Source organism: Bacillus sp. FSL R9-9834 (genome assembly GCF_038006905.1).
Taxonomy (GTDB): Bacteria; Bacillota; Bacilli; order Bacillales; family Bacillaceae_G; genus Bacillus_A; species Bacillus_A pacificus.
The window spans coordinates 2,607,916-2,629,572 of record NZ_JBBOWD010000001.1; the positions used below are offsets into that span (position 1 = coordinate 2,607,916).

General features: G+C 33.2%; 27 protein-coding genes. 6 read left to right on the forward strand and 21 right to left on the reverse strand.

The features are described 5' to 3' along the window. Window positions 1–11: 11 nt before the first annotated feature. A complete protein-coding gene (locus MKY00_RS13450) occupies window positions 12–1,181 on the reverse strand; it encodes a ParM/StbA family protein (RefSeq protein WP_000025611.1) in 1,170 nt (389 codons plus the stop codon). A 210-nt stretch (window positions 1,182–1,391) separates the two neighbouring features. Here MKY00_RS13450 and MKY00_RS13455 point away from each other — a divergent pair, with 210 nt between their 5' ends. After that, window positions 1,392–1,793: a hypothetical protein gene (locus MKY00_RS13455; RefSeq protein WP_016717651.1), complete on the forward strand. Its 402-nt coding sequence runs from the start codon at window positions 1,392–1,394 to the stop codon at window positions 1,791–1,793. Window positions 1,794–1,837: 44 nt separating this feature from the next. Here MKY00_RS13455 and MKY00_RS13460 read toward each other — a convergent pair whose 3' ends face one another. The 7 genes from MKY00_RS13460 to sleB form a co-directional block, all read right to left on the reverse strand. Continuing rightward, window positions 1,838–2,374 (reverse strand): DUF1697 domain-containing protein, encoded by a 537-nt coding sequence (locus MKY00_RS13460; RefSeq protein ID WP_016717652.1) that lies wholly within the window; start codon window positions 2,372–2,374, stop codon window positions 1,838–1,840. A gap of 16 nt (window positions 2,375–2,390) precedes the next feature. Further along, on the reverse strand, window positions 2,391–3,458 hold the full coding sequence (locus tag MKY00_RS13465) for an aromatic acid exporter family protein (RefSeq protein WP_016717653.1): 1,068 nt from the start codon (window positions 3,456–3,458) through the stop codon (window positions 2,391–2,393). A 97-nt stretch (window positions 3,459–3,555) separates the two neighbouring features. Then, on the reverse strand, window positions 3,556–4,053 hold the full coding sequence (locus MKY00_RS13470; protein WP_016717654.1) for a GNAT family N-acetyltransferase: 498 nt from the start codon (window positions 4,051–4,053) through the stop codon (window positions 3,556–3,558). Between the two features lie 25 nt (window positions 4,054–4,078). After that, window positions 4,079–4,435, reverse strand: coding sequence for a lipoprotein (locus MKY00_RS13475; RefSeq protein ID WP_000976539.1), 357 nt, complete (start codon window positions 4,433–4,435; stop codon window positions 4,079–4,081). Between the two features lie 112 nt (window positions 4,436–4,547). Continuing rightward, window positions 4,548–5,144 carry a YhcN/YlaJ family sporulation lipoprotein gene (locus MKY00_RS13480; protein ID WP_000697993.1) on the reverse strand — a complete coding sequence of 199 codons (597 nt, stop codon included), beginning with the start codon at window positions 5,142–5,144 and terminating at the stop codon, window positions 4,548–4,550. Between the two features lie 26 nt (window positions 5,145–5,170). After that, window positions 5,171–6,511 (reverse strand): germination protein YpeB, encoded by a 1,341-nt coding sequence (ypeB, locus tag MKY00_RS13485; protein WP_000943716.1) that lies wholly within the window; start codon window positions 6,509–6,511, stop codon window positions 5,171–5,173. Window positions 6,512–6,526: 15 nt separating this feature from the next. Then, window positions 6,527–7,306: a spore cortex-lytic enzyme gene (gene sleB / locus MKY00_RS13490; protein ID WP_001249040.1), complete on the reverse strand. Its 780-nt coding sequence runs from the start codon at window positions 7,304–7,306 to the stop codon at window positions 6,527–6,529. Between the two features lie 295 nt (window positions 7,307–7,601). Here sleB and MKY00_RS13495 point away from each other — a divergent pair, with 295 nt between their 5' ends. Further along, on the forward strand, window positions 7,602–7,934 hold the full coding sequence (locus MKY00_RS13495; protein ID WP_016717655.1) for a DUF3889 domain-containing protein: 333 nt from the start codon (window positions 7,602–7,604) through the stop codon (window positions 7,932–7,934). Window positions 7,935–8,114: 180 nt separating this feature from the next. On the opposite strand, the gene MKY00_RS13500 is transcribed toward MKY00_RS13495, so the two are convergent. From MKY00_RS13500 to kynU, 5 genes are all read right to left on the reverse strand, one after another. After that, a complete protein-coding gene (locus MKY00_RS13500; RefSeq protein ID WP_016717656.1) occupies window positions 8,115–8,750 on the reverse strand; it encodes a Pr6Pr family membrane protein in 636 nt (211 codons plus the stop codon). A 16-nt stretch (window positions 8,751–8,766) separates the two neighbouring features. Further along, window positions 8,767–9,684, reverse strand: coding sequence for a serine hydrolase domain-containing protein (locus MKY00_RS13505; RefSeq protein WP_001009748.1), 918 nt, complete (start codon window positions 9,682–9,684; stop codon window positions 8,767–8,769). Window positions 9,685–9,800: 116 nt separating this feature from the next. After that, the gene (gene kynA, locus MKY00_RS13510; RefSeq protein ID WP_016717657.1) at window positions 9,801–10,640 is read right to left on the reverse strand and encodes a tryptophan 2,3-dioxygenase; all 840 of its coding nucleotides are present in this window, start codon (window positions 10,638–10,640) and stop codon (window positions 9,801–9,803) included. 32 nt (window positions 10,641–10,672) lie between these two features. Next, on the reverse strand, window positions 10,673–11,302 hold the full coding sequence (gene kynB / locus MKY00_RS13515; RefSeq protein WP_000858052.1) for an arylformamidase: 630 nt from the start codon (window positions 11,300–11,302) through the stop codon (window positions 10,673–10,675). Window positions 11,303–11,304: 2 nt separating this feature from the next. Further along, complete coding sequence (gene kynU, locus MKY00_RS13520; protein ID WP_000287847.1) at window positions 11,305–12,591, reverse strand: kynureninase; 1,287 nt, start codon at window positions 12,589–12,591, stop codon at window positions 11,305–11,307. Window positions 12,592–12,750: 159 nt separating this feature from the next. Between kynU and MKY00_RS13525 the strand changes: the two genes are divergently transcribed. Beyond that, the gene (locus tag MKY00_RS13525) at window positions 12,751–13,362 is read left to right on the forward strand and encodes a TetR/AcrR family transcriptional regulator (RefSeq protein WP_016717658.1); all 612 of its coding nucleotides are present in this window, start codon (window positions 12,751–12,753) and stop codon (window positions 13,360–13,362) included. Between the two features lie 35 nt (window positions 13,363–13,397). Here the strand turns inward: MKY00_RS13525 and MKY00_RS13530 are convergent, their stop codons facing one another. After that, window positions 13,398–13,835, reverse strand: coding sequence for an NUDIX hydrolase (locus tag MKY00_RS13530; RefSeq protein WP_000062910.1), 438 nt, complete (start codon window positions 13,833–13,835; stop codon window positions 13,398–13,400). Window positions 13,836–13,931: 96 nt separating this feature from the next. Between MKY00_RS13530 and MKY00_RS13535 the strand changes: the two genes are divergently transcribed. After that, the gene (locus MKY00_RS13535; protein WP_016717659.1) at window positions 13,932–14,735 is read left to right on the forward strand and encodes an arylamine N-acetyltransferase; all 804 of its coding nucleotides are present in this window, start codon (window positions 13,932–13,934) and stop codon (window positions 14,733–14,735) included. Window positions 14,736–14,764: 29 nt separating this feature from the next. Here MKY00_RS13535 and MKY00_RS13540 read toward each other — a convergent pair whose 3' ends face one another. The 7 genes from MKY00_RS13540 to MKY00_RS13570 form a co-directional block, all read right to left on the reverse strand. Continuing rightward, window positions 14,765–15,223, reverse strand: a complete 459-nt coding sequence (locus MKY00_RS13540; RefSeq protein ID WP_016717660.1) for an SRPBCC family protein — start codon at window positions 15,221–15,223, stop codon at window positions 14,765–14,767. 115 nt (window positions 15,224–15,338) lie between these two features. After that, window positions 15,339–15,578, reverse strand: a complete 240-nt coding sequence (locus MKY00_RS13545) for a DUF3953 domain-containing protein (protein WP_001080079.1) — start codon at window positions 15,576–15,578, stop codon at window positions 15,339–15,341. 136 nt (window positions 15,579–15,714) lie between these two features. Then, on the reverse strand, window positions 15,715–15,972 hold the full coding sequence (locus tag MKY00_RS13550; RefSeq protein WP_000873848.1) for a DUF3977 family protein: 258 nt from the start codon (window positions 15,970–15,972) through the stop codon (window positions 15,715–15,717). 112 nt (window positions 15,973–16,084) lie between these two features. Continuing rightward, window positions 16,085–17,935 (reverse strand): sigma-54-dependent Fis family transcriptional regulator, encoded by a 1,851-nt coding sequence (locus tag MKY00_RS13555; RefSeq protein WP_016717661.1) that lies wholly within the window; start codon window positions 17,933–17,935, stop codon window positions 16,085–16,087. Between the two features lie 314 nt (window positions 17,936–18,249). Then, a complete protein-coding gene (locus tag MKY00_RS13560; protein ID WP_016717662.1) occupies window positions 18,250–18,588 on the reverse strand; it encodes an NIPSNAP family protein in 339 nt (112 codons plus the stop codon). 26 nt (window positions 18,589–18,614) lie between these two features. Beyond that, window positions 18,615–19,157 (reverse strand): GNAT family N-acetyltransferase, encoded by a 543-nt coding sequence (locus tag MKY00_RS13565; RefSeq protein ID WP_029141129.1) that lies wholly within the window; start codon window positions 19,155–19,157, stop codon window positions 18,615–18,617. A gap of 12 nt (window positions 19,158–19,169) precedes the next feature. Then, complete coding sequence (locus tag MKY00_RS13570) at window positions 19,170–19,940, reverse strand: DeoR/GlpR family DNA-binding transcription regulator (protein ID WP_016717663.1); 771 nt, start codon at window positions 19,938–19,940, stop codon at window positions 19,170–19,172. 252 nt (window positions 19,941–20,192) lie between these two features. Here MKY00_RS13570 and MKY00_RS13575 point away from each other — a divergent pair, with 252 nt between their 5' ends. Both MKY00_RS13575 and MKY00_RS13580 read left to right on the forward strand, forming a co-directional pair. Then, complete coding sequence (locus tag MKY00_RS13575) at window positions 20,193–20,690, forward strand: hypothetical protein (RefSeq protein WP_000836196.1); 498 nt, start codon at window positions 20,193–20,195, stop codon at window positions 20,688–20,690. Between the two features lie 304 nt (window positions 20,691–20,994). Further along, window positions 20,995–21,591: a hypothetical protein gene (locus MKY00_RS13580; protein ID WP_029141130.1), complete on the forward strand. Its 597-nt coding sequence runs from the start codon at window positions 20,995–20,997 to the stop codon at window positions 21,589–21,591. Window positions 21,592–21,657: the final 66 nt, after the last annotated feature.

Genomic DNA, 21,657 nt, shown 5'->3' on the forward strand with positions numbered 1-21,657 from the left:
ACTTCCACCAACTAACTTATTGTTAAGTTTGTAAATCCTAACTCTTTTTGCTTATGCTCTCTATATTTTGGCGAACAAGTGTAGACTAATAATCCACGTGCATTTGTAAATAATGGATTATCTACAAAGATTACATTTGTTAAACGCCCTTTTTGTTTTAAAATCATTTTCAGGCTATTTTTTATGATAACTGCGCCCCCGCCATAAATAAATACATATGGATCGTCTTTCATATCATCAATTTTGTTAATAATATCCGTTGCAACACGCGCTGCTAAACCTAATAGTGCTGGTTGTGATTCCTCAACTAATAATGCATTTCTAGGGTGTTTATCATTTAAATAAATTTGATTGAATTCTGTAATACTATCAATTGTCTTTGTTGGATACTTCCGGTTCCATCTCGTAATAATTTGTAGTAACGTTTCTTTCACACCGTACGATAAACCCTTACTTAGTTGTGGTCTAAAGTTTACACCTAGTGAAACGACTTCTTCTGTTGTCCCTGCACCAATATCAAAAGATAATAATGTTTTATCAACAAAATCAATTTCTGACACTTTATTTTGTTCACATTCTATTTTATGTTTTACAACATTTCCTTCTTCATCATATACAATGCCCCACGTCCCAGAAGCACCCTCAGGTAGGCATTTACAATATTCGATGGAAATATTAATTGTAACATCACGTCCGTTTGGATAATGGAACACAACCTTATGATTCCCCATATAACGTTTCGCATTTTCCGCAGCTATTTCTTGTGTAATAAGCTGCATAGGGAGAGCAACAGATAAATCATAACGAATGTTAATATGACTAGAAGTTGGACTTTGACGCATAGCACTTACCGCTAAACCAGATAGAATCGTAATAACCATTAACTCATCAGTTGACTTATTCGATTTCTTCTCAACTTCAGTACCTTTTAATTGATCTTGAATGACTTTTTCTCCAACGATATACCGCACATTATTTAACATTAACGATGGAGAACTAATGGTCACGTCAATGTGATTTTCTAATTCAGATAATGAAACATCTCCCTCATCTAACAATCCTGTAGGCTCTCCTATATATAAAGCATATATACTCGGAATAAAAATAGGATCTTGCCCTTTCACCATTAACTTCAAACCGTTATTTCCTGCATCAGCACCAGCTTTTAAAAGAATAGACATAACTACCCCCTAAATTAATCTGACATCCCTTCCAAATATATGCGAGCCCATTCTTTTACATTCAAATGTAATGTAATTTTTTATTCATCGTAAAAACAAAATATAATATTGTTTCACCCTTCATGTAAAAAGTATTTGACATAAAACTTCCCAAATTTTATACTATGGATGTAAATAGTTTTTTACAACAATGGAGGTGCCATTTCTAAATTGAACCATAAAAAATTTATTTTCATAATTATCGTTTTATCATTAATTGTCGTTCTCATACATGGGGCATATAAATATGTAACGGAAGGTTCGATTTTAGGAGGAACAATATTCGCTTTTTCGTTAATTATCGGTAATTTAATTAATCAAATTACTTGGGGAGATCCGAACGGAGTATCGAAAGAAAGCCAAGATGAAATGGGACAGCAAATCAAATATAAAAGTTTTAAAGTTTCTTATTTTGTACTTATATGCCTTATGTTTTTAATTTTAATAGTATCAGAAGGATTTGCATTCCTATTACTTGATGAAATAAAAAACCTTCCTCTGTTCATCGCGCTTTGTTCTTCATTCTTTATTTATCCTATTGTCGAACTTATAGTCACAAAACAATATAAATAAAAAGATGAGATTTTCTATATACAGAAAATCTCATCTTTTTATATTTACATCCCTTCTACTATCGCTTTTAATTTATTCACAGTCCGCCAATTCCTTATCGTAGCTGGTGTATGTAACTTCTGGAACTGATTCATTAACTTTGAATTTCGAATGCTATTTTTGAAAAATAAATACACAACTTTTTCATGTATATAACAATCTTCAGTCTCATTTTTTTGCATAAGTAGCTGATCTTTTTCTAATTCAGAAAGTTCATTTGCTAAGAAGGCAACATGTATACTTTCGCCTTCTCGCAATGAATTGACTTCATAGGGGCATCTTTTGGTAATGTTTATAAATTCCTCATGTGTTCTTAACATAACCGGAACATCAAAACCAAAAACGTTTTTAATTTCAGATTGTATTCGTTTGTTTAAAAAATCAATATCTTTTTCAGATTCGAACACGATATTACCACTTTGAATATATGTTTTTACTTGTTTTAGCCCTATTGATTCAAACGTTTGTTTTAAATCAGCCATTTTAATTATCTTATGACCGCCTACATTGATTCCTCTTAGTAGTGCAATATAAATTGTCATAGCAATCCTCCACATTTTAATGAACTGAACAATTGAATTGATTTTCCCCCTCATATTTCTCAAATATTTGTTTTAATTCCTCTAACATATCATGTATAGATAATACCTCAAATAAAATGATAGATTCACTGGAAAAATGATGATGATATTGATTCGGTTTACAATATGCTAAATCATTTTTATAATTCCAAAATTGCTTGTCTAATTCATCAATCAGTTTAAAATGTTCCTCATCTATTTTATTACAATTATTTCTTAATATTGAAATTATAGAATGAATTGTTCGTCGTAAAATCTCTTTTTCATTTTGCGACCAGTCACATGTTTCAATTGGTGTTCGAGCTAAATTATCTATATGATAAATAATTTGCTGTAATAAATGAAGTTGCTTTTGTACAAGTAAAAAACTTCTCATTTCTTTTTTTGTATGTCGATGATATTTCCAATCTTTTTGCTCATATTGAACAAATTGTACCGCTTTATGTAATAATAAATTCACTTTAGATAGATTATGAGCTGTCTCTTTGGTTATCACTTTCCCTTCAATTAATGCATTAAGCCATTCCTCTATAATATGTGCCGTTTTAACAAATAGCTCCTCTGTACATCCCGAAATTGTTTTAACATAATGTGGTGGTAAGATGAAAAAATTCACTAAAGTAGACACTATAATACCAGTAGATGTAGTAGCTAATCGAATTAAAAATGCAGTAAAATAGTGATCTGCCGTAATTGGGATCATTGCAACAGCAGTTAATGTTGCAACTAACGTTCCCGCATGTAACTTTAGTTTTTGACATGTAACGATTGTAAACATCGCTGCTAACGCATAAGAAAGCGCCTGATGACCTAGGAAAAATGTGAAAGTCATTGCATATGCTGATCCAATTGTTGAAGCTGGAAAACGAATCAGTCCTTTTTTTATAGAATCCGTTGCAGTTGGCTCAATCGTTACAATTGCGGTGATAACAGCAAATATAGTTGGAATATTGAAAAATTCACAAACTAGAACTGTAAGAAAAACCGCAATTCCTGTTTTTATCACCCTTCCACCAATAATATTCCATTTTCTAACTTGATTCATTTTGTATTTCCTTCATTTCTATTTCAATTATTTATATATTATATATCTTTCTAAATAAAAAACTTACTACTTTTGTACAAGAGTAAGTTTTTTCTCGTTATTTTATGATAGGTAAATGCATTATGATTTGTTGACCAATTGGTCCCATTCTTCTAAAACCTTTGTCTTGGAAGCCAACTTTTTCATATAAATTTTGTGCAGGAATATTTTTTTCATTCACAGCAAGTACAACTTCATTTTTCATCGGAAAATAACATTGTACAAACTCTTGTAATAGTGCCAGTGATTTTTTAGCGTATCCCTTCCTTTGTCTATTGTGATTTATAGAAAATGAAGTTAAAAGTAAAGCGTTCTCATTTTTTGTGAACTCCTGCACTCTATCTCCTGTTTGCAATGCAAAAAGACCAACAGGTACCCCATTGTAATCTAAAATAACAATCACATTTTTTGTACGATCATTTTTTGCTTTTTTCAATAATTCAACTGGGTCCGATGTAAATTGAACTTGTTCACTTGGTAAAGTAAATGTTTGTATAACTTCCTTAAATTCCTCTTTATACGGAACTAATTGAATTTCCCCTGTATGTATGTTCATGATAAACTCTCCCATTTTTTACTTATTAACTTAAACCTTGCTGCACTTTAGAATGTACTTTGCCATCTAAAAATGTAATTTCAACTAATGCAGTTGGATTGCTTCCCTTCCAAGCAAAGATTTGCTTAATTTGTGTAGAATGTTCCACCCCTTCTTCTATGAGTAAATCCCCCTCAAAACCAATTAAATCTTTCACTTCTTTATAAGTCATTCCTTCATTTATATTGGAGAAATGATTTATATTGATAGATTCTTTCTTTTGATTTTCCATCACAGTAGAAGAAGTCGCTGTTTGCTTTTTTACTTCTTTCTTCTGTTCACACGCTGTCATACTGAAACCTAAGCATAAACTACATAATATTAATGTGCTTTTTTTCATCATAACAGTTGTCCCTCCCATAATAATTAAACCATATATTCCCTTAAAAATAAACTGAATATTTAATATTATATTGAAAAACCCTGTACAATTTAGTACAGGGTTACGGTTAAATTTATTTATTTAAATGATTATTTGATTGGTCATTCTGTTCTTTTCTCAGTTCTTGTTCTTCATCTTTTGGTAATTGTTTATCATTATCTTTTATTGGATTCGTTTCTCGATTTTCAATCATGTCATTTGGAACTTGTGGCATTACTCGGCCAACAATTGCTGCTAACTCATCCAGTATACCTTCACCTGTTTTTCCTTTTTTAATTTGCTTTCCAATTTGTTTCAGTCTTTCATACGTATCAACATCTGCTACAACGACTGCATTAGCACCATCAGGATCGTTTTTTAAGCTTTCTGCAACAGAGTATTTTATGGACTCAACACGTGTTCGATCTAGTTTCGCTTTTACATCAATTCCTACAATAGCATATTTCCCAACTACTACCGCTGTCGCATCATTTACACCTGGCACACTTGCCGCTAAAGATGCTAAATGGTCCGCTGCTTTTTCATTTGGCTTATTTGACTTATTTGTATAATTAACATTTTTCATTGAAACATTTTTTTGCTCGGGCTTTTCGTTTGGATTATCCTTTTTTCCAATACTGCATCCAGTTATTAATAAACAAACCATCAATAGGTATATTAAAATCTTCATTATTCTCACCACTTTACCATTCAAGTTTAATCATAAATTTTTTCAACAGCTTGCATTTTCTTCACTTTTTCTTCTGCTCCGCTATTTGCATTAATGAAAATTTGGTACGTATCTTTCCCTAAAGTACCTACAAATTCATAGCAAAGTACTTCGTTATGCAAATCGTTTACTACCATTGCTTTTCGCTCTTCCATTACCTTTACATCAGGGTTTATTTTCTTTCTTGCTTCTGCTGCAGTTAGCTTTGCCGAAGGGATTGTTCGTTTTTGGTGTGATGCTAAATATTCTTTCGCCGAAAATCCGACGATAGAACCGTCATCTAAAGCAATTTTCATTTGAATTGCTTCTGGATAAATTCGTACGCCATTCTCATTTACTACATACGTAAATACACCAACATTATCATATTGTGAGCTATCATAAAGCTCCATATTATGAAACTTATGGTCCTTTAAAAATTTCAAACCTTTACTTCCCGCATCGTTTAAACTAATTTTCTGTTCTTTAATTTCTCGATTATTCATAACCCAAATTGGATATCCGCCTTTCCCGGTAATATCCATATAAAACTCATTATTCGTTGCCTCATCTTTAATTTTCACACTATAGAAAGATTCTTTCGCACCTTTTCCGCTTTTCTCGACTTCTACCTTTTCATTTCCTTTTAAATTTAAAAACGATTTTGCAATTTTCGCCGCTTCATCTTTTGAAATTGCTTTTCCTCCTGCTTCAAATCCACCTTTTTTATTTTTTTGTGCACTTGTAAAGGTAGGTCCGAAGTTTGTAGAAGAATACGATGTTACATTTTTTTCTACTGTCTTTAATCCGTCAATAATTGTATTGTCTGCAGGATCACGATTTGATGCGAGTGCCATCTCGACATCCATCCAGCGTAAATTGTTTTTCAAAACAAGATGTTGCACTTTTCTTAGTTCATCTTGTATATTTCCTGCATTGGAATATAAAGTTTGCAACGTTTTGTATTCTTGATCATTTAACGGCTCTTTTTCTAAATCACGAATGGCTGCACGGTAACTAAAATCACCGATATTCGCTAAAAATTCTTCCGTTTTATTAAAAGGCATTAATGTTAAAGGAAGTTGTCCTACATCCGAACGAGCTTCCGATGTTAATCTCCATACATCTGCTAATGCAGGCGATAAAGATGCGCGCGAATTCATCGCAAGCGTTGTTCCAATTTTATCGTGCAATAAATCAACCTCATACGCTAAATCATGAAACGCACGTTGATAGCTATTTTCTGCCCGAATTAATACTGCATTCTTCTCTTGATGCTCTTTATAGCCCCAGTATCCTGTCCCGACTACACCAACTGTTAATAATACGATTATAATACCTCGTAACATAGTTCCACCTCCGCTCTATTTACAGAAAATATGTTTCCCGATCTTTTTAATTTGTGGACGAGTCCAAATCCATTTACTTGTTGCAGTATCTGGATTGAAATAATACAATGCGTTTCCTGTTGGATCCCATCCATTAATTGCATCTAATACAGCTTTCTTCGCTGTTTCATTTGGCGTTAAATATATTTGTCCGTCTGCTACCGCTGTAAATGCTCTTGGCTCAAAAATCACACCCGAAACAGTATTTGGAAATGATGCACTTGTAACACGATTTAAAATAACTGCAGCGACTGCAACTTGTCCTAAGTACGGCTCACCACGAGATTCTCCATATACTGCGTTTGCCATAAGCTGAATGTCATTTTGGGAATAACCATTTGGAACATTTGTCCCTTTATTTTGAGGTGGTTTATTTTCTTGTGCTGTACCACCACTATTTCCTTTATTCGTTGTCGTTCCTTTATTAGCAGTTGACTTATCATACTTCGTTGCCTTCACGAGCATTTGCTTCGTTTTAGCTCCGGCTAAACCATCAACAGGTAAACCGAATTTCTCTTGAAAATTTCGAAGTGCCCAGTATGTACCCCAGCCGAAAACACCATCCACTTTTCCTGTATAAAACCCGTTATATTTCAAACGAGATTGCAGTTCAATGACATCTTCGCCAGATGCTCCCCTTTGAATGACCTGATTAGAAAAGGCTTCTACATTTTTTAGTTGTATACTACTGACCATGAAAGACAGTCCTATGAACGCAAGCAAAACTGCTATTTTAAAAATAGCTTTTTGGCGCATAATTTTCCCTCCTTAATTACGGAAATGATTTCTTGGTTATGTTTTGTAAAAGCCTCGCTTTTATGTAAAGAAGACAAAAAAATCCAAACTAATATCGTTGAAAAAATATGTAAACAATATAAAGTGAGACTTTAATCAGTGGGGGTTTTGTTCATCCCCACTGATTATTAGTTGAACCAATCGAACTTTTATGAGCAGCCCGACCCCCACCTAATTTCTTTACTTTCGCTGAATTTTGAGATGGGGGGCTTACTGCCCATTAAAGTGGGATAAAAAAGGATAAAAGGAGTTCATCGTGAAGAAATTGTTAAAGCGTGTCGCATTCGTCCTTCTGTTCCTAATAACATGTTCAAATGTATATACAGGCTCATCAATTGTTCATGCTCAGCCACCTTATGCGAAATGGGGTAAACTTGCTGTAGAGAAAACGAAAGAACAATACCCAAAAGCGGAGATTATTGATTACCTTCATATAGGTAGAAAACCAAAAACCGTTCAAATAACAATTGAAAAATTTAAATTGTGGCTACGTGAGGATGGAAAAGAATATGGTGTTTTTGTTGATGTAGAGTTTGAAACGAAGACGGAGAAATTTATTAAAATGTCGTTTCAGAAAACGAGTAGATAAAGTGAAACTTTAATCAGTGGGGGTTTTCTTCATCCCCCACTGATTATTAGTTGAACCAATCGGGCTTTTACGGGCAGTTGAGATCCCCACCTAACTTCTTTGCTTTCGCTGAATTTTGAGGAGGGGGTCTTACTGCCCGTTAATGCGGGATAAAACGAAAAAAACCCGGCTGTTATGAATTTAAACAGCCGGGTTTCTTTCATTTCTAAAATTTCGATTCCCTAAAAATCTTACCAATATACAAATAGCACCAATTACAACTGCTATTCCTATACTGTATAAAAGTACTCTACCATATCCACTTATTCTCGGATCTAAAAACGGATAAGGATACCAATTCACGATTGGACCACGTATTAAGCTATATAGAACGTAAAAAAACGGGAATAAGAGCCAACTTGCGGCTTGTTTCCAAGTGATTTTCTTATTTGGTGGATTTAATATCCAATCTAAAATCATGGCAATTGGCATGATATAATGTAACACCGTATTTACCCATGGTATTGCGGTTTGAAGTGATTCTTCTAACCCTCTTAATAATAAAAAATAAATGAGTCCAGTAGTAAGTATGTATACAGCCGCTGCACCACGAAGTACACCAAACTGTTCTGATCGACCAAATGTAGCTGTTCCGATACTACTTAAAAGGAGAATACATGCAACTAAAATGTTACTTTCGATAGTGAAGAAACTGAAAAAATTAACTGGATTGAACGGTTTCACTTGTGCCCGTATTATAAATTGCGTAATGATTGCACTAAATGCTAGAAGGCTTAAACATAGTCTAAATAAAGATAATGTTTTTACATCCCCCATACAGTCCCTCCTCTTCTTATACAAACTTATAATTCTCCTGTACATGCTCAATAAATAACTTTAATGGAACGAGCCCACGTTTAGGCATATGACTACTAATTACAGCAACCACCTCTAACTGCGGAATGACAACGATGTATTGCCCGCCGTATCCCATAGCAAAGTACATACAATACGGTATGTGAAATCTTTCGTTATTCAATACCCACCAGTGATATCCATATGCCCCGACATGTTCATACGTTTCAAATAGAGGTGTACTTGATTCTTCTAACCATTTCGATGATACAATTTCATTCCCCTGCCAAATTCCATTCTGCAAACATAATATTCCGAGTTTTAATAAATCTTTAGATTTCATTTTCATACCGAAACCACCAACATATATTCCCTGGGAATCTTGTTGCCACTCATATTCTGTAATCTCTAACGGATTAAATAAGTACCTTTTCGCAAACTGTTCTGTCGGCATTCCAGTAGCTTTTTGGATAATGTAACTAAGTAAATGCGAAGACCCTGAGTTATAATTCATTTTTGTAGCCGGTTCTTCAATTATTGGTTTTTCTAATATATATTGCACCCAGTTCGCTGATTCTACAAAGTCATTCGGGAATACTACTCCATTTCCAAACTCTTTCCACTCCTCACCAGTAGTCATTGTTAATAAGTGATAAAGCGTCAAATCATGTTTTCCCTCAGGTACATTTTCAATCCACTCTGTAATAGGTGTATGTATATCATTTATATAGCCTTTATCAATTGCAATACCAATTAATAAAGATACTATACTTTTTGTAATCGAATTTATTTTATATAAGTTATTTGTACATTCGGGTGTTTTATAATACTCGGTTGTTAATTCTCCTTTTTGATAAACAAGAAATGTATTCACTTTTTTCTTTTCAAATTTATTTTCTAGCTGCTTGAAATTCAAAACTTTACCTCCGTTTAAAAAATCACTTCATTTATTTATATGTTGTAGCTTCTATTAAAACATAATTGAATTCAAATAAAAAAACAAACCTGTCAGTTTAGCTGACAGGTTTGTTTCTATAATTTCGTGCGAACATTCCAAAGCTCTGGGAAGAATCGTTGATTAAGTACTCGTTTTAAATAAGATACACCTGAAGAGCCACCTGTTCCCATTTTATGTCCGATAATTCGTTCTACCGTTTTCATATGACGGAAACGCCATTGTTGTAGCCAATCTTCAATATCGATTAATTTTTCAGCAAGTTGGTATAAGTTCCAATACTTTTTCACATCGGCATACACTTCAAGCCATGCCGCTTCTACCGTGGCATCTTCTTCATAAGGCTGCGTAATATCACGATTCAACACATCTTTATGAATAGGGAATCCTTCTTTTACAAGTGCTTGAATTGCGACATCATACAAACTTGGTGCATGTAGCGCCGTATGAAGTCGAGCGTGTAATTCTGGATCTTTTTCATAAATTTTTAATGCATGCGGCGTTTTATAACCAAGCGCATACTCAATCATACGATATTGATACGATTGAAAACCTGAAGCTTGACCGAGCGAGTCACGAAACTCAATGTACTCGGATGGTGTTAATGTCGCAAGAATATCCCAAGATTGAATAATTTGCGACTGAATTTTTGATACACGCGCTAACATTTTAAAAGCTGGTTGTAATTTATCTTGTTTAATAGATTCAATTGCTGCATGTAATTCATGTAAAATAAGCTTCATCCAAAGTTCACTTGCTTGGTGAATAACGATGAACAACATTTCATCATGGTGATCTGATAATCTCTTTTGAGAAGATAGTAAACTATCTAATTGTAAATATTCCCCGTACGTCATATTCTCTTTAAAGTCCGTATGAATCCCTTTTTCCATAATTACCTTTTCATTTTCTTTCATATTAGCCAAACGCCCCTTTTATATATTTCTACTTATATTGGTCTAATAACTGCTCGAACTGGACTTCCATCTGCATCTGTTAAGGCAAGTGGTAATGCAATTAATTCATAATCGCCGTCTGCTACGTGATCTAGTACGACATTTTCTAAAATGTGTATGCCATGTTTAAACAATTGATGATGCGCTTCTAATTCTTTATCATCTAATGGATCAACTGACGGTACATCCACCCCGATTAAACGTATACCTTTCTCTGAAAGAAACGGTGCTATATCTGCATGTAAATGCGGGATTACATCTGGGAATTCATTCACTTTACCATGTGAAGATGTGCGTAATAACAACCGTTCTACTCCTTCTAAATTAAAGTTTTCTAATTCTTTTTTTCCGATGCTTTCAAGATTAGAAACGTCAATGATTCGTACTGGGCCGACATAAACTTGAATATCTAAATCTATTACTTTCTTTCCTTCATTATCAAAATGAAACGGTGCATCAATATGAGTACCTGTATGAATACTCATCGTTAATTTTCCAACATTTACTGAGCCACTCTCTTCTTTCGGCCATGATACTTCATACGAGAACGGTGTGTCCCCTGGCCAAGTAGCAATATCATTATTTAGCGGTTGTGAAATATCAATCCACTCTGATGTTTTCATACTTATGCCACAACCTCTCTCTTATTTTCAAACTGTTTATATTCTTCATCTTTCATGATTTTCTTTAATATTTGTACAGATTTCCACACTTCTTCGTATGTGTTATATAAAGCGACTGGCGCAAGTCTTACTCCATTAGGTGCACGGAAATCAGGGATAACTCCATTTGCTTTTAACGCTTTACATATGCGTGCTGCTTCTGCATGCTCTAAATAAATATGCCCGCCTCGTTTTTCATCCTCTAATGGATTTCCAATTGTAAATTCAAAATCACTTAATTCATGAGCAATTAAATTAAGCATGTAACTTGTAATATGTAAAGATTTTTCACGTAAACGTTCTATACCAGCCTCTTTAAAAATTTCAAGAGAACCGATTAACGGCGCTGTACTTAATACGTGAGGGGTACCAATTTGATATGCACCTGCATGATCAGCAGCTGTTAATGTATGTTCCATATCAAACTGCTTATCTTTTCTAGAGCTGAACCATCCAGACAATCCTGGAAGTCTATTACAATGCTTTTTATTTACATAAAGACCAGCAACACCACCAGGTCCTGCATTTAAGTATTTATAATTACACCAAATAGCGAAATCAACATCCCATTCTTTGAAATGATGCGGAATAGAACCAATCGAATGACATAAATCAAATCCGATATGAATACCACGCTTATGCGCTTCCGCTGTTAAACGTTTCATATCAAGAACTTGGCCACTTCTATATAGTACAGAAGGTAATAAAATTAACGCGATATCATCTGTCATTGCATGAATAATATCATCTTCAGAAAGTGTTCTACCATCTCGGCTCTTCACTCGTACTAAATTCTCATCTGGATCTAATCCTTTTAAACGAATTTGACTTTGAAGTGCATATATATCGGACGGGAATGTCAACTCATCCGCAAGAATTTTTGTGCGAATTCCTTTCGGCTCATAGAAAGTTGCGATTACTTGATGAATATTCGTTGTCGTGGAACCGGTTACAATAGTTTCTTCTGGTAAAGCTCCAATAAGAGGCGCAGTCAATTCACCTAATTTCTCCGAAAGGAAAAACCACGGATGCTCACCCTCGGTCCAGCCGTCAATACCGTACTCTTTCCATGAATCTAGCAAAGTAAGTAATGATTTTTCTGCTCTTTTTGAAAGTAGCCCTAATGAGTTTCCATCTAAATATATTGTTCCTTCTTTTTTATAAAATTCAGTTTGAAAATCTTTCAGTTCATCATGTTTATCACATTCAAGCGCATACTCATAAGTTGGTTGAAATGGTTCTGTATACATGGTGTCACCTTCTCTTAATTTTCTTTTTATTCTAACTAATTGAAATATATCACCTTAGTTGATATAACGTCAATGATATTATGTCAGTTGACTTTATATATGAATTTCTTTTACAATACAATTATATTTTCAGATATTTCAGTATAAAGAGGTGATTTTTTGAAAAACACTACTCTTTCATCAAGAAAACACCGCTCCTTAGAAACTAAAAAGAAACTTTTACATTCCGGATACATTGTTTTTATTAATAACGGATTTCAGAAAACAACCATTACGCAAATTATTAAACATGCAGAAACTGGTTATGGAACGGCATATGTATACTTCAAAAACAAAGATGATCTCCTCACCGTTTTAATGGAAGATGTTATGAATCAATTTTATGATATTGCTGAGCGCTCTTTTTCCCCTCAAACAAAAGAAGAAGCGCGTAATATGATTCAAAACCAAGTGAGGGCATTCCTCCAACTAGCAGAGAAAGAACGAGCTATTTTACAAGTTGTAGAAGAAGCAATCGGGCTATCAAAAGAGATACGTCAAAAATGGGATGAGATTCGAGAACGATTTATAAACAGCATTACGCAAGATATTACATACTCTCAAGAAAATGGGTTAGCGCATCCTGAATTAAATAAAGAAACTGTAGCACGTGCTTGGTTCGCAATGAATGAGATGTTTCTTTGGACGATTGTGAAAAATGATAAAAAATTAGAGTTAGAAGAGATAGTACATACATTGACGGAAATGTATACAACGGGGTTATATAAATAGCACACCTTCAATAAATAAGGTGTGTTATTTTACATCTATAAAAATATTTTATCTGGGTATGGTAGTGCTAAAGGAGGCTTTTCAGATAATGAGAAATATTGTAGTTTTAAAGATTCACCATCTATTGATTTCAGTTTTCCACTAGTAATTTCACATTCAAACACAACAACAATATATTCTACTTGATCGCCATTCGGATATGTATGGCGATACTCTTCTCCTCCAAACACCCCTTTTTGTTTTTTTACTTGCACTTTCAATCCTGTTTCTTCCCACACTTCACGAACTACTGCTTCTTCTGGAGTTTCTCCAGGCTCAATTGCTCCAGCTGGCAAACTCCAGTATTCCCCGCCAGGATATTGAAATAAAATATCTTCTTGCTCATTTTTTATAACCGCAGCTACACTCGGCATAAAAATTAGTTCATGGCCTAATTTCTCCCGGATTTTTTTATAATATAGCGACATAGACATATAATTCTCTCCCACTCCATTAATAAATACCTGTATTTTCTGATATCTATTGTATAATAATACCAAAAACGATTTCTATATAGAAAGGATCAGAAAATGTCTCAAGAAAAACTAGTAAATAAATTTCTATCATTTTTAGGTACTACAAATCAACCTACTAGCTTAAAGTTTTTAAATGAGCTTATTAAAGCTCATCAAGAAAAAATAAAGTGGGAAACTCTTACTAAAATAATTGACTGGGAAAAAGGTAATGAAACAGGTAATTATTTCCCTTCCATTGATACATACATAAACCGTATTACTACAAAAGGTCTGGGGGGTACTTGTTGGACGCACTCAATTGGATTTCATTGGTTATTATCAAACCTTGGTTTTGACGTTCATTATTTGTATATGAATCCCGGACATTTATGCTTACGCGTTAACTTAGAGCAGCCTTACTATGTTGATGTTGGTTACTGTGCACCTTTATTCCAAGCTTATCCACTTTATGAATCATTTCAAGTAAGTAATGTAAGGGAAACTTTTACTTATGAAGTCTCAAATAATAAGATTGAAATTACTAGAAATCCAGGTCCAGCAAAAATCTTACATACAGAGCCAATAGATTTATCAAGTATGAAAGAACTCATTACAAAGTCTAACGATTGGCATACATCTCCTGTATTAAAGAAAATTCAGATTTTCGGTTATATCGATGGTATTCCAACTTCTATTAATGATAATGTTTTAAAACAATATTTCCAAGATAAGAAAAGAGAACAAAGCCTTACATCTTCTGAACTTAATTATTGGATAACAGAAAGATTTTGTATTGATAAAGAAATATATGAAAGAGCTATTGAGGTTTTCAATAAAAAATCTTTAAACAGTAAAAGCGTTACTCCTGAGATTGAGTAACGCTTTTACCTTCATACATATCTTTAATATTAATTTTCTTTATGATAAGCAGCTTCTACACATTCTGCTAGCCGCTCAATTTGTTCCATAGTTAAACCTCGTGAAATCCAGCCTGTTAACTTATACATAATTTTATAGTAAAAATTACTAGGTTCATATTCTGAAATTAATGTAAGTGCTGTACCCTCCTCATCTTCTTCTAACATATAAGTCATTGCTGAATAACCTTGCTTCATTTCACTGCCAAGTGAAATAATATGAGGTGCATCGTATTCAAGGATTTCTACTTCAGCCTCGAATATTTTCTTACCGACTTTTTGAACAGTAATATATTTATCTCCTTCACGTGGATTCTCTTTATCCATATTTGAAGGATAGCGATTTTCTATTATAAACGTATTCCATTCTTTTATTTTTTCATCTTCTATTATGTAGTCACATACAACATCCATTGGTGCTTTTATTACTATTTCTATTGCAAAACTCATTATACTGCCCCTCTCAAATACCCTATCCATTTCTATTTTAACTAAATCATTATGCCATATTTTATATAGTGAAATACAAGTAGAATTTTAATTTTTTATTAATTTAAAAACTTATTCATACAAAATATTTTATTAAAGATACAACAATTAAAAACAAAGCCACGAGTAATAAAGCGATCCCTATACTTCTATTTTCTTTTTCGTTATTTTTTAAATTTTGCACCCCTAAGCTAACTAACATAAAACCTAAAAGCGTTTGTAAAATTAGCATACTCATTTCCGAAGTATCATTCCAACTATAAATGGAATACCCCATTATAATAATTGCAAGTAAAACCGTTACGATCCTATTCATACGAAAATCCCTCCCATTTAAAAAGAAACCGCTAAGTTTCCTTAGCGGTTTTATTATCAATTTATATTTATAAAAATTGCTTTTCATGAATTTGATATAAGTCAAAAGGATTTTCTGGTCAATATAACTACGTATGTTAGTACACCTTTTCTTTATTCAGTCTACTTACAATTCCAACTATAAATTTATAATCAATCCTCCTCTTCTTAACCTTTTTAAACCCTTCTTTCGTATCAAAAATTAAACACGTTTTCCGAAACCACATTCGTACGTACAGTGACTCAAAATAAATAGGTTTTATAATTCCTCTTTCCTCAAATTCAGTTCCATCTTTATTTTCGGTTTCTGTTCGAACGAACCACCTATTTCCAATACCAATTTCAATATACTTCACATAAGTCCCCCTTTCGGAAATTTATTTCTAACTATTTTATTATTTCCCCGGTAAGCGCATATTCCGACAGAACATGAGCCCACAAAGAAAAAGTAGATTACAAAAATCTACTTTATAGCTTATATTTTTGCATTCGTTTATAAAATGTACTTCGAGGTACATCTAAAAGTTTTGCAGCTAACGAAACATTTCCGTTCGTCTTTTCTAGCGCTTCAATCATGCTGTCACGCTGTATTCTTTCGCGGAAATTTAATGTGTTCTCTATTTTATTTTCTGCTTGCAATGCAAGTTGATGTTGATTTCCCATCATTGTTTGTAGTAAAAAAGAGATTTGTTTTTCGCATATTTCCTGTCCTTGCGATAAAATGTAAATGCGTTCTAATACATTTAATAATTCTCGAATATTTCCGGGCCATGTATGCTGATAAAATTGATTACAAATACTTTTTGGAAATACAACATTCCAATTCTTTTGTTCACAAAAATGTTTTATGAAGTATGGAATATCCTCTTTTCTTTCTATTAACGTTGGAACATAAAGCGGATAAACATGTAACCGATAATATAAATCTTGACGAAATTTCCCTTCTTCTACTAATCGCAATAAATCTTTATGTGTCGCAGTAATAATACGAATATTTACCGGTACCTCTTTTGAACTGCCAATTGGGGTTACTGTTCGTTCTTGTAAAACACGCAATAATGCGACTTGCATCTCTGGAGGCACTTCACCAATTTCATCTAAAAATATTGTTCCTCCATCTGCTTGTTCGAATTTCCCTTTATATCCTTGGCGCCGTGCACCTGTAAACGCTCCTTCAGCATAACCAAACAATTCACTTTCCATTAATTCTTTCGGTAATGAACCGCAGTTAACAGCTATAAATGGACCATCTTTTCTTGGACTATTTTCATGAATCGCTCTCGCTACATATTCTTTCCCTACACCTGTTTCACCACAAACATATACACTTGCGTCAGTTGGTGATACAAGCTTAATTTCTTCTAATGTATGTTGAAATGCACTACTTGTCCCAATCACTCCAGGAAAAGTGATGCCATTTATAAATGGGGACGTTGAAAATGATTTTACTTGTTTATTTTCCTTTACATAGATACATTTCCCAATCATTCTATTATTACTGTATACTGGAACTTCTAATTTAGTTTTCAATCCATAGTGCATTAAATCTGCAAGTTTCATTCGTGACCAATTACATACTCGTTCCCGAACCCTCTTGCTCGCAGAAACGATAACATCGCGATGATTACAAATTACTACTTGTTCATTACTGTCAATTACATCTAAAAAACGATGGATTAACTGCAATTCATTTTGATGTACTCGAATACTACATTCACGTTCAATCGCATGTGCAATCGAAGTTACCATACCGAGCATATATGGATGCGAAAACTCAATCGGACAAGAGAAATCTAGAACGCCTATTAATTTCCCATCATCATTATGAATAGGAGCGGCCGCACAGCTCCAGCTATGAGATGCGACAGAATAATGCTCTGTACCACTTATCATAATAGCCTCTTCAATTTCTAACGCTGTTCCTATCGCATTTGTACCAACAGCCGCTTCCGTCCATTTCACACCTTCAACGAAATTAATATGTTTCGCTCGTTGCAACGTTTGTTTATTTCCACTTAACGATAGAACGTAACCGTCTGGATCGATTAATAATGCCATCATTTGCAGTTCATCAATGGTTTTTCTCATATTTTGTATTTGAGGTATTGCTATATCTAGGAAGATTTCACTCTTTTTCTTTTGGTCTTGAAAAATATCAGAAGACAAAATTTTCTGACCTTTATTCATATGTGGATTCACATTTGCTTGTTTACATCGATACCATGACTCTGAAATTCTTTCGTTTATACGGTTCGAATCAAGGACACCTTCATCAACAAACTTTTTCCATGTATGTAAGTAAAACGGTGAAGCTAGCATTATATCATCTCCCTATTCATTATTTTGGAGATTTGTAAAAACATACTTTTATTATAAAACTGAATAAAAGCGTTTTCAACAAAACTAGAAAGACGACACAAATATGTTAATAATTTGGATATCTTAATGCACTTCTTTATTCTTTTTTAGTAGCACTATATTTTGTATAATGGAAGCAAAGAAAATACATAACCAAAACCACTTTTGTGGATTTCCATTTATAAAGAAAACAATCACGGCTATTGCAAATAAAATTGTGGATGCTACACTAAAATATAATTTTGTTTTCATTCCCATTATCCCTCACATCTCTATCACTTTACAGTACACACTAACTCTTCATTTTTCATCTCTACTATGTACTCCTGAAAAACATATTTTTTCCCGCCATGTTTTTCATACCATTCATGTATTCTTCTAATATGCTTCTCGTCATTTCTAATCTTTGATTCTATTTCTTTATATTGTTCATAACTATCATATTCCCATATTGCAAACACTTCAGTCGTACCATTCTTATTATCTTTCATCCAGCGTCCTATTAGCTTGGAACCATGCTTTAACTGATTTGGTAAGTTTGTTTTATTAAAATGCTCATTAAATATTTCTATAAATTCATTCTTTACTATATAGTACTTTCTTCTATAAAACATACATTTCCACCTCTTTTATAAACACCTCAAATACACCTTCCCATTACAACCGTATTATAATACTTTTCATCTGACAGTCTTTTATCATTTTTCAAAATTCCTTCTACTTCAAAACCTAATTTTCTATAAAGTTGAATGGCTTTTTCGTTTATCTCTAATACTTGTAATGATATCTTTTTAATCTCATTTTCATCAGCCCAATGAATAGATTGTTGCAATAGACTCTTACCTATTCCATATCCCCAAAACTCTTTTAAAATACAAACGCCAAATTCTACTTTATGAGATAATCTCTTCAAATTTGACCCTTCGCATCTTGAAAACCCAACGATTCGGTTGTGCACTTCTGCAACTAAAAACAAATTCTTTGTCTCGCCACTATCTGCTTTTATTATTTTTTGAAAACCTATCTTATCTATAAATCCCTCTCCAGCTTCTCTATCCATGTTTTCAGTTTCTCCATCGATTTGAACTCTAATTTCCGATAACTGTTCCGCATCTGTTTCAGTTGCCGAACGAATTGTATAAACTAATCCATTTATGTGGAATTTTTGTCCTTTTATAATCATTTCAAGCTCCTTTTAAAAGTAGTCTATTGATGCTATTACAATTTTTTTACCTTGTTTCTCAAATTGTTGAATCGTTTCTTTACTAGCCTCTGAATCTGTTATTATAAGGTCAATTTCAATCAGTGATTCTCCTTTTATAAAGTAGTCTATTCCAAGTTTATCGTGAGGAGCTAAACAAATATTTCGTCTAGCAATCTTATTTACTGTTTTACTAAAATAAGCAACTTCAGGCGTTGCAGTACTTATACCATTCAATGAAATACCACCACCTGTAGAGAAATACAGATCAATAGAGAATCTACTTATCAATTCTGAGGCAAGTGTATCTGTCATATTTCCTGATGGTTTCACCTTTCCACCAATTAAGTACGTATCAATGTTCTTATATTCCCGTAACGTACTAGCAATTTCTATAGAATTTGTAACAACTGTAAATGATGTTTCAGGTAAATATTTTAACATGACATAATGAATAGAAGTCCCACCAATAAAAACAGAATCTCCTTCTTGTATATAAGAAGCTGCGATTTTTGCAATTGCGTCTTCATATACAGAACCATTACTATAACGTTCAAATCGCTCAGCAGCTAAATTCCTTACTCGAGCAAGTTCAATTGCACCTCCGTGCGTTCTTTTTAATAAGCCATCCTTCTCCATAATAGACAAATCTCTTCTTATTGAATCAATAGACATATCAAAACTTTCCGCAAGATCTTTAGCAATTACCCTTCCATTTTTCTTAAGTAACTCCAAAATTTTCTCTCTACGCTCTTCAGTAAACATGTTCTCACCACCATCATTGAATATTCGTAAAATTTATCCATCTTTTAATTATATGCATGTTTTTTTCTGTTTTACAATATTTTCAATGCTTCTTTATTCAGCTCTATACAGGTTTTCTCCCTTTTTCTATCCCATTAAATTAACAACTAAATAAATGCATATTTGCATGTTTCACAATTATACTTCCATTCATCCTTCTATTAATGTAAAATTATTCCTATGTCTCACTTTTTAACACAGAAAGGAATTATTATGAAATCTATAATGAAAGTAACTTGTACAGCATTATTATTTACAGGACTAATGGCAGGATGTAATGGGAATACTGCACCAAAACAAGAAAAGAGCGCTCTTGAAAAGAATGCAATGCATTATGGGGAAATAGTTAAAAATGAATACTATAGAGCAACTGTTGAAAATGCTAAATTCGAAAAAATAGACAAAGAATGGCGCATTACTACTCGTGTTATGATTAATAATGTTCGAGATGATGGACAAACTATTGATCTTTCGGAAATAAAATATTTCATACAAGATGAAAAAACTGGTCAGAAATATGAAGGTGAAGCTCATCCGATATATGACGAGCACTATAAAAATGTTCCACACGAATTCTCTTTAACTACTGACGTTGTATTTGAACTGAAAACTTCACCAAAAGATTTAAATAATATGTATCTATACATAGATAGCAAAGCCGCGCCGTTAACAGATACATATTGGAAACTTGATAATTTAGCAACTAAATAAAAAACAGTCAAATACGACTGTTTTTTTGTTTGTAAAGTCATCAAGTTTACTAGTAATCTATCTCCAGCAATACATCTTTTGCACAAATCGTTACTTCTTCAGCTTCCCTCCTAAAACATTTTAACATCCAACAAAAGCGATATATCTATTTATTATATCATTCTAATACCTATTTTTTCTAAAGAAAAAATGCAAAACTGTAAATATTCCACCTTTTACTTCTAAAACCTCAGAATATTTACGATAGTTGATAATTAGAATACATTTTACTAGTACAAAAATCTAAACAAAAAGGGATGGTTATATATTAAAGAAATTAGTAGCAGGTACATTAGTAGTGGGATTTGCATTAACTGGAGGACTAGGAGTAGCAAGTGCTGAAGAAAAAGGTAACACAATTAAGTCTTTTGATTATTTAAAAGTGGATGAACAGAATGTTAATTCTCTTACAAAATTAAGTGATCAAGATAAGAAAGACATCCAAATTACTATGGTATTACCAGGGCAAAATGAAAATGGAGATTGGCTAGCTTATGGTTTTACTAGCCGCGAAACATTAGATACTTATATTGAAAAGGATAAAAAAGTACTTAAAAATAAAATCAATCCTTTAGGTAGCGGTGCTGGTAGTACTGATTTTTATGAACATAAAGATAAAGGTGGCCAATATATTTACTGGAGCAGCGGTTTTAAAAACTTACCTTCTAGCTGGAATGACAGAATTTCTTCTGTAAGTACAGCATCGCCTTCAGCAAGTTATTCAACGACACTTTGGGAGCATACTTCTACACAAGGATATGGAAAAGGTGTTATATTTAAACACGCTGATTGGTACGGTAAAACTGCTAATTTAGCTGCTGATTGGAGCGATATTACTTCAGCGATTGAAGTAAAAAAATAATAGGATATTCAATTTCTTCTGTAAAAATTCAAACCACTATTCTCTCATACATTTAGAGAATAGTGG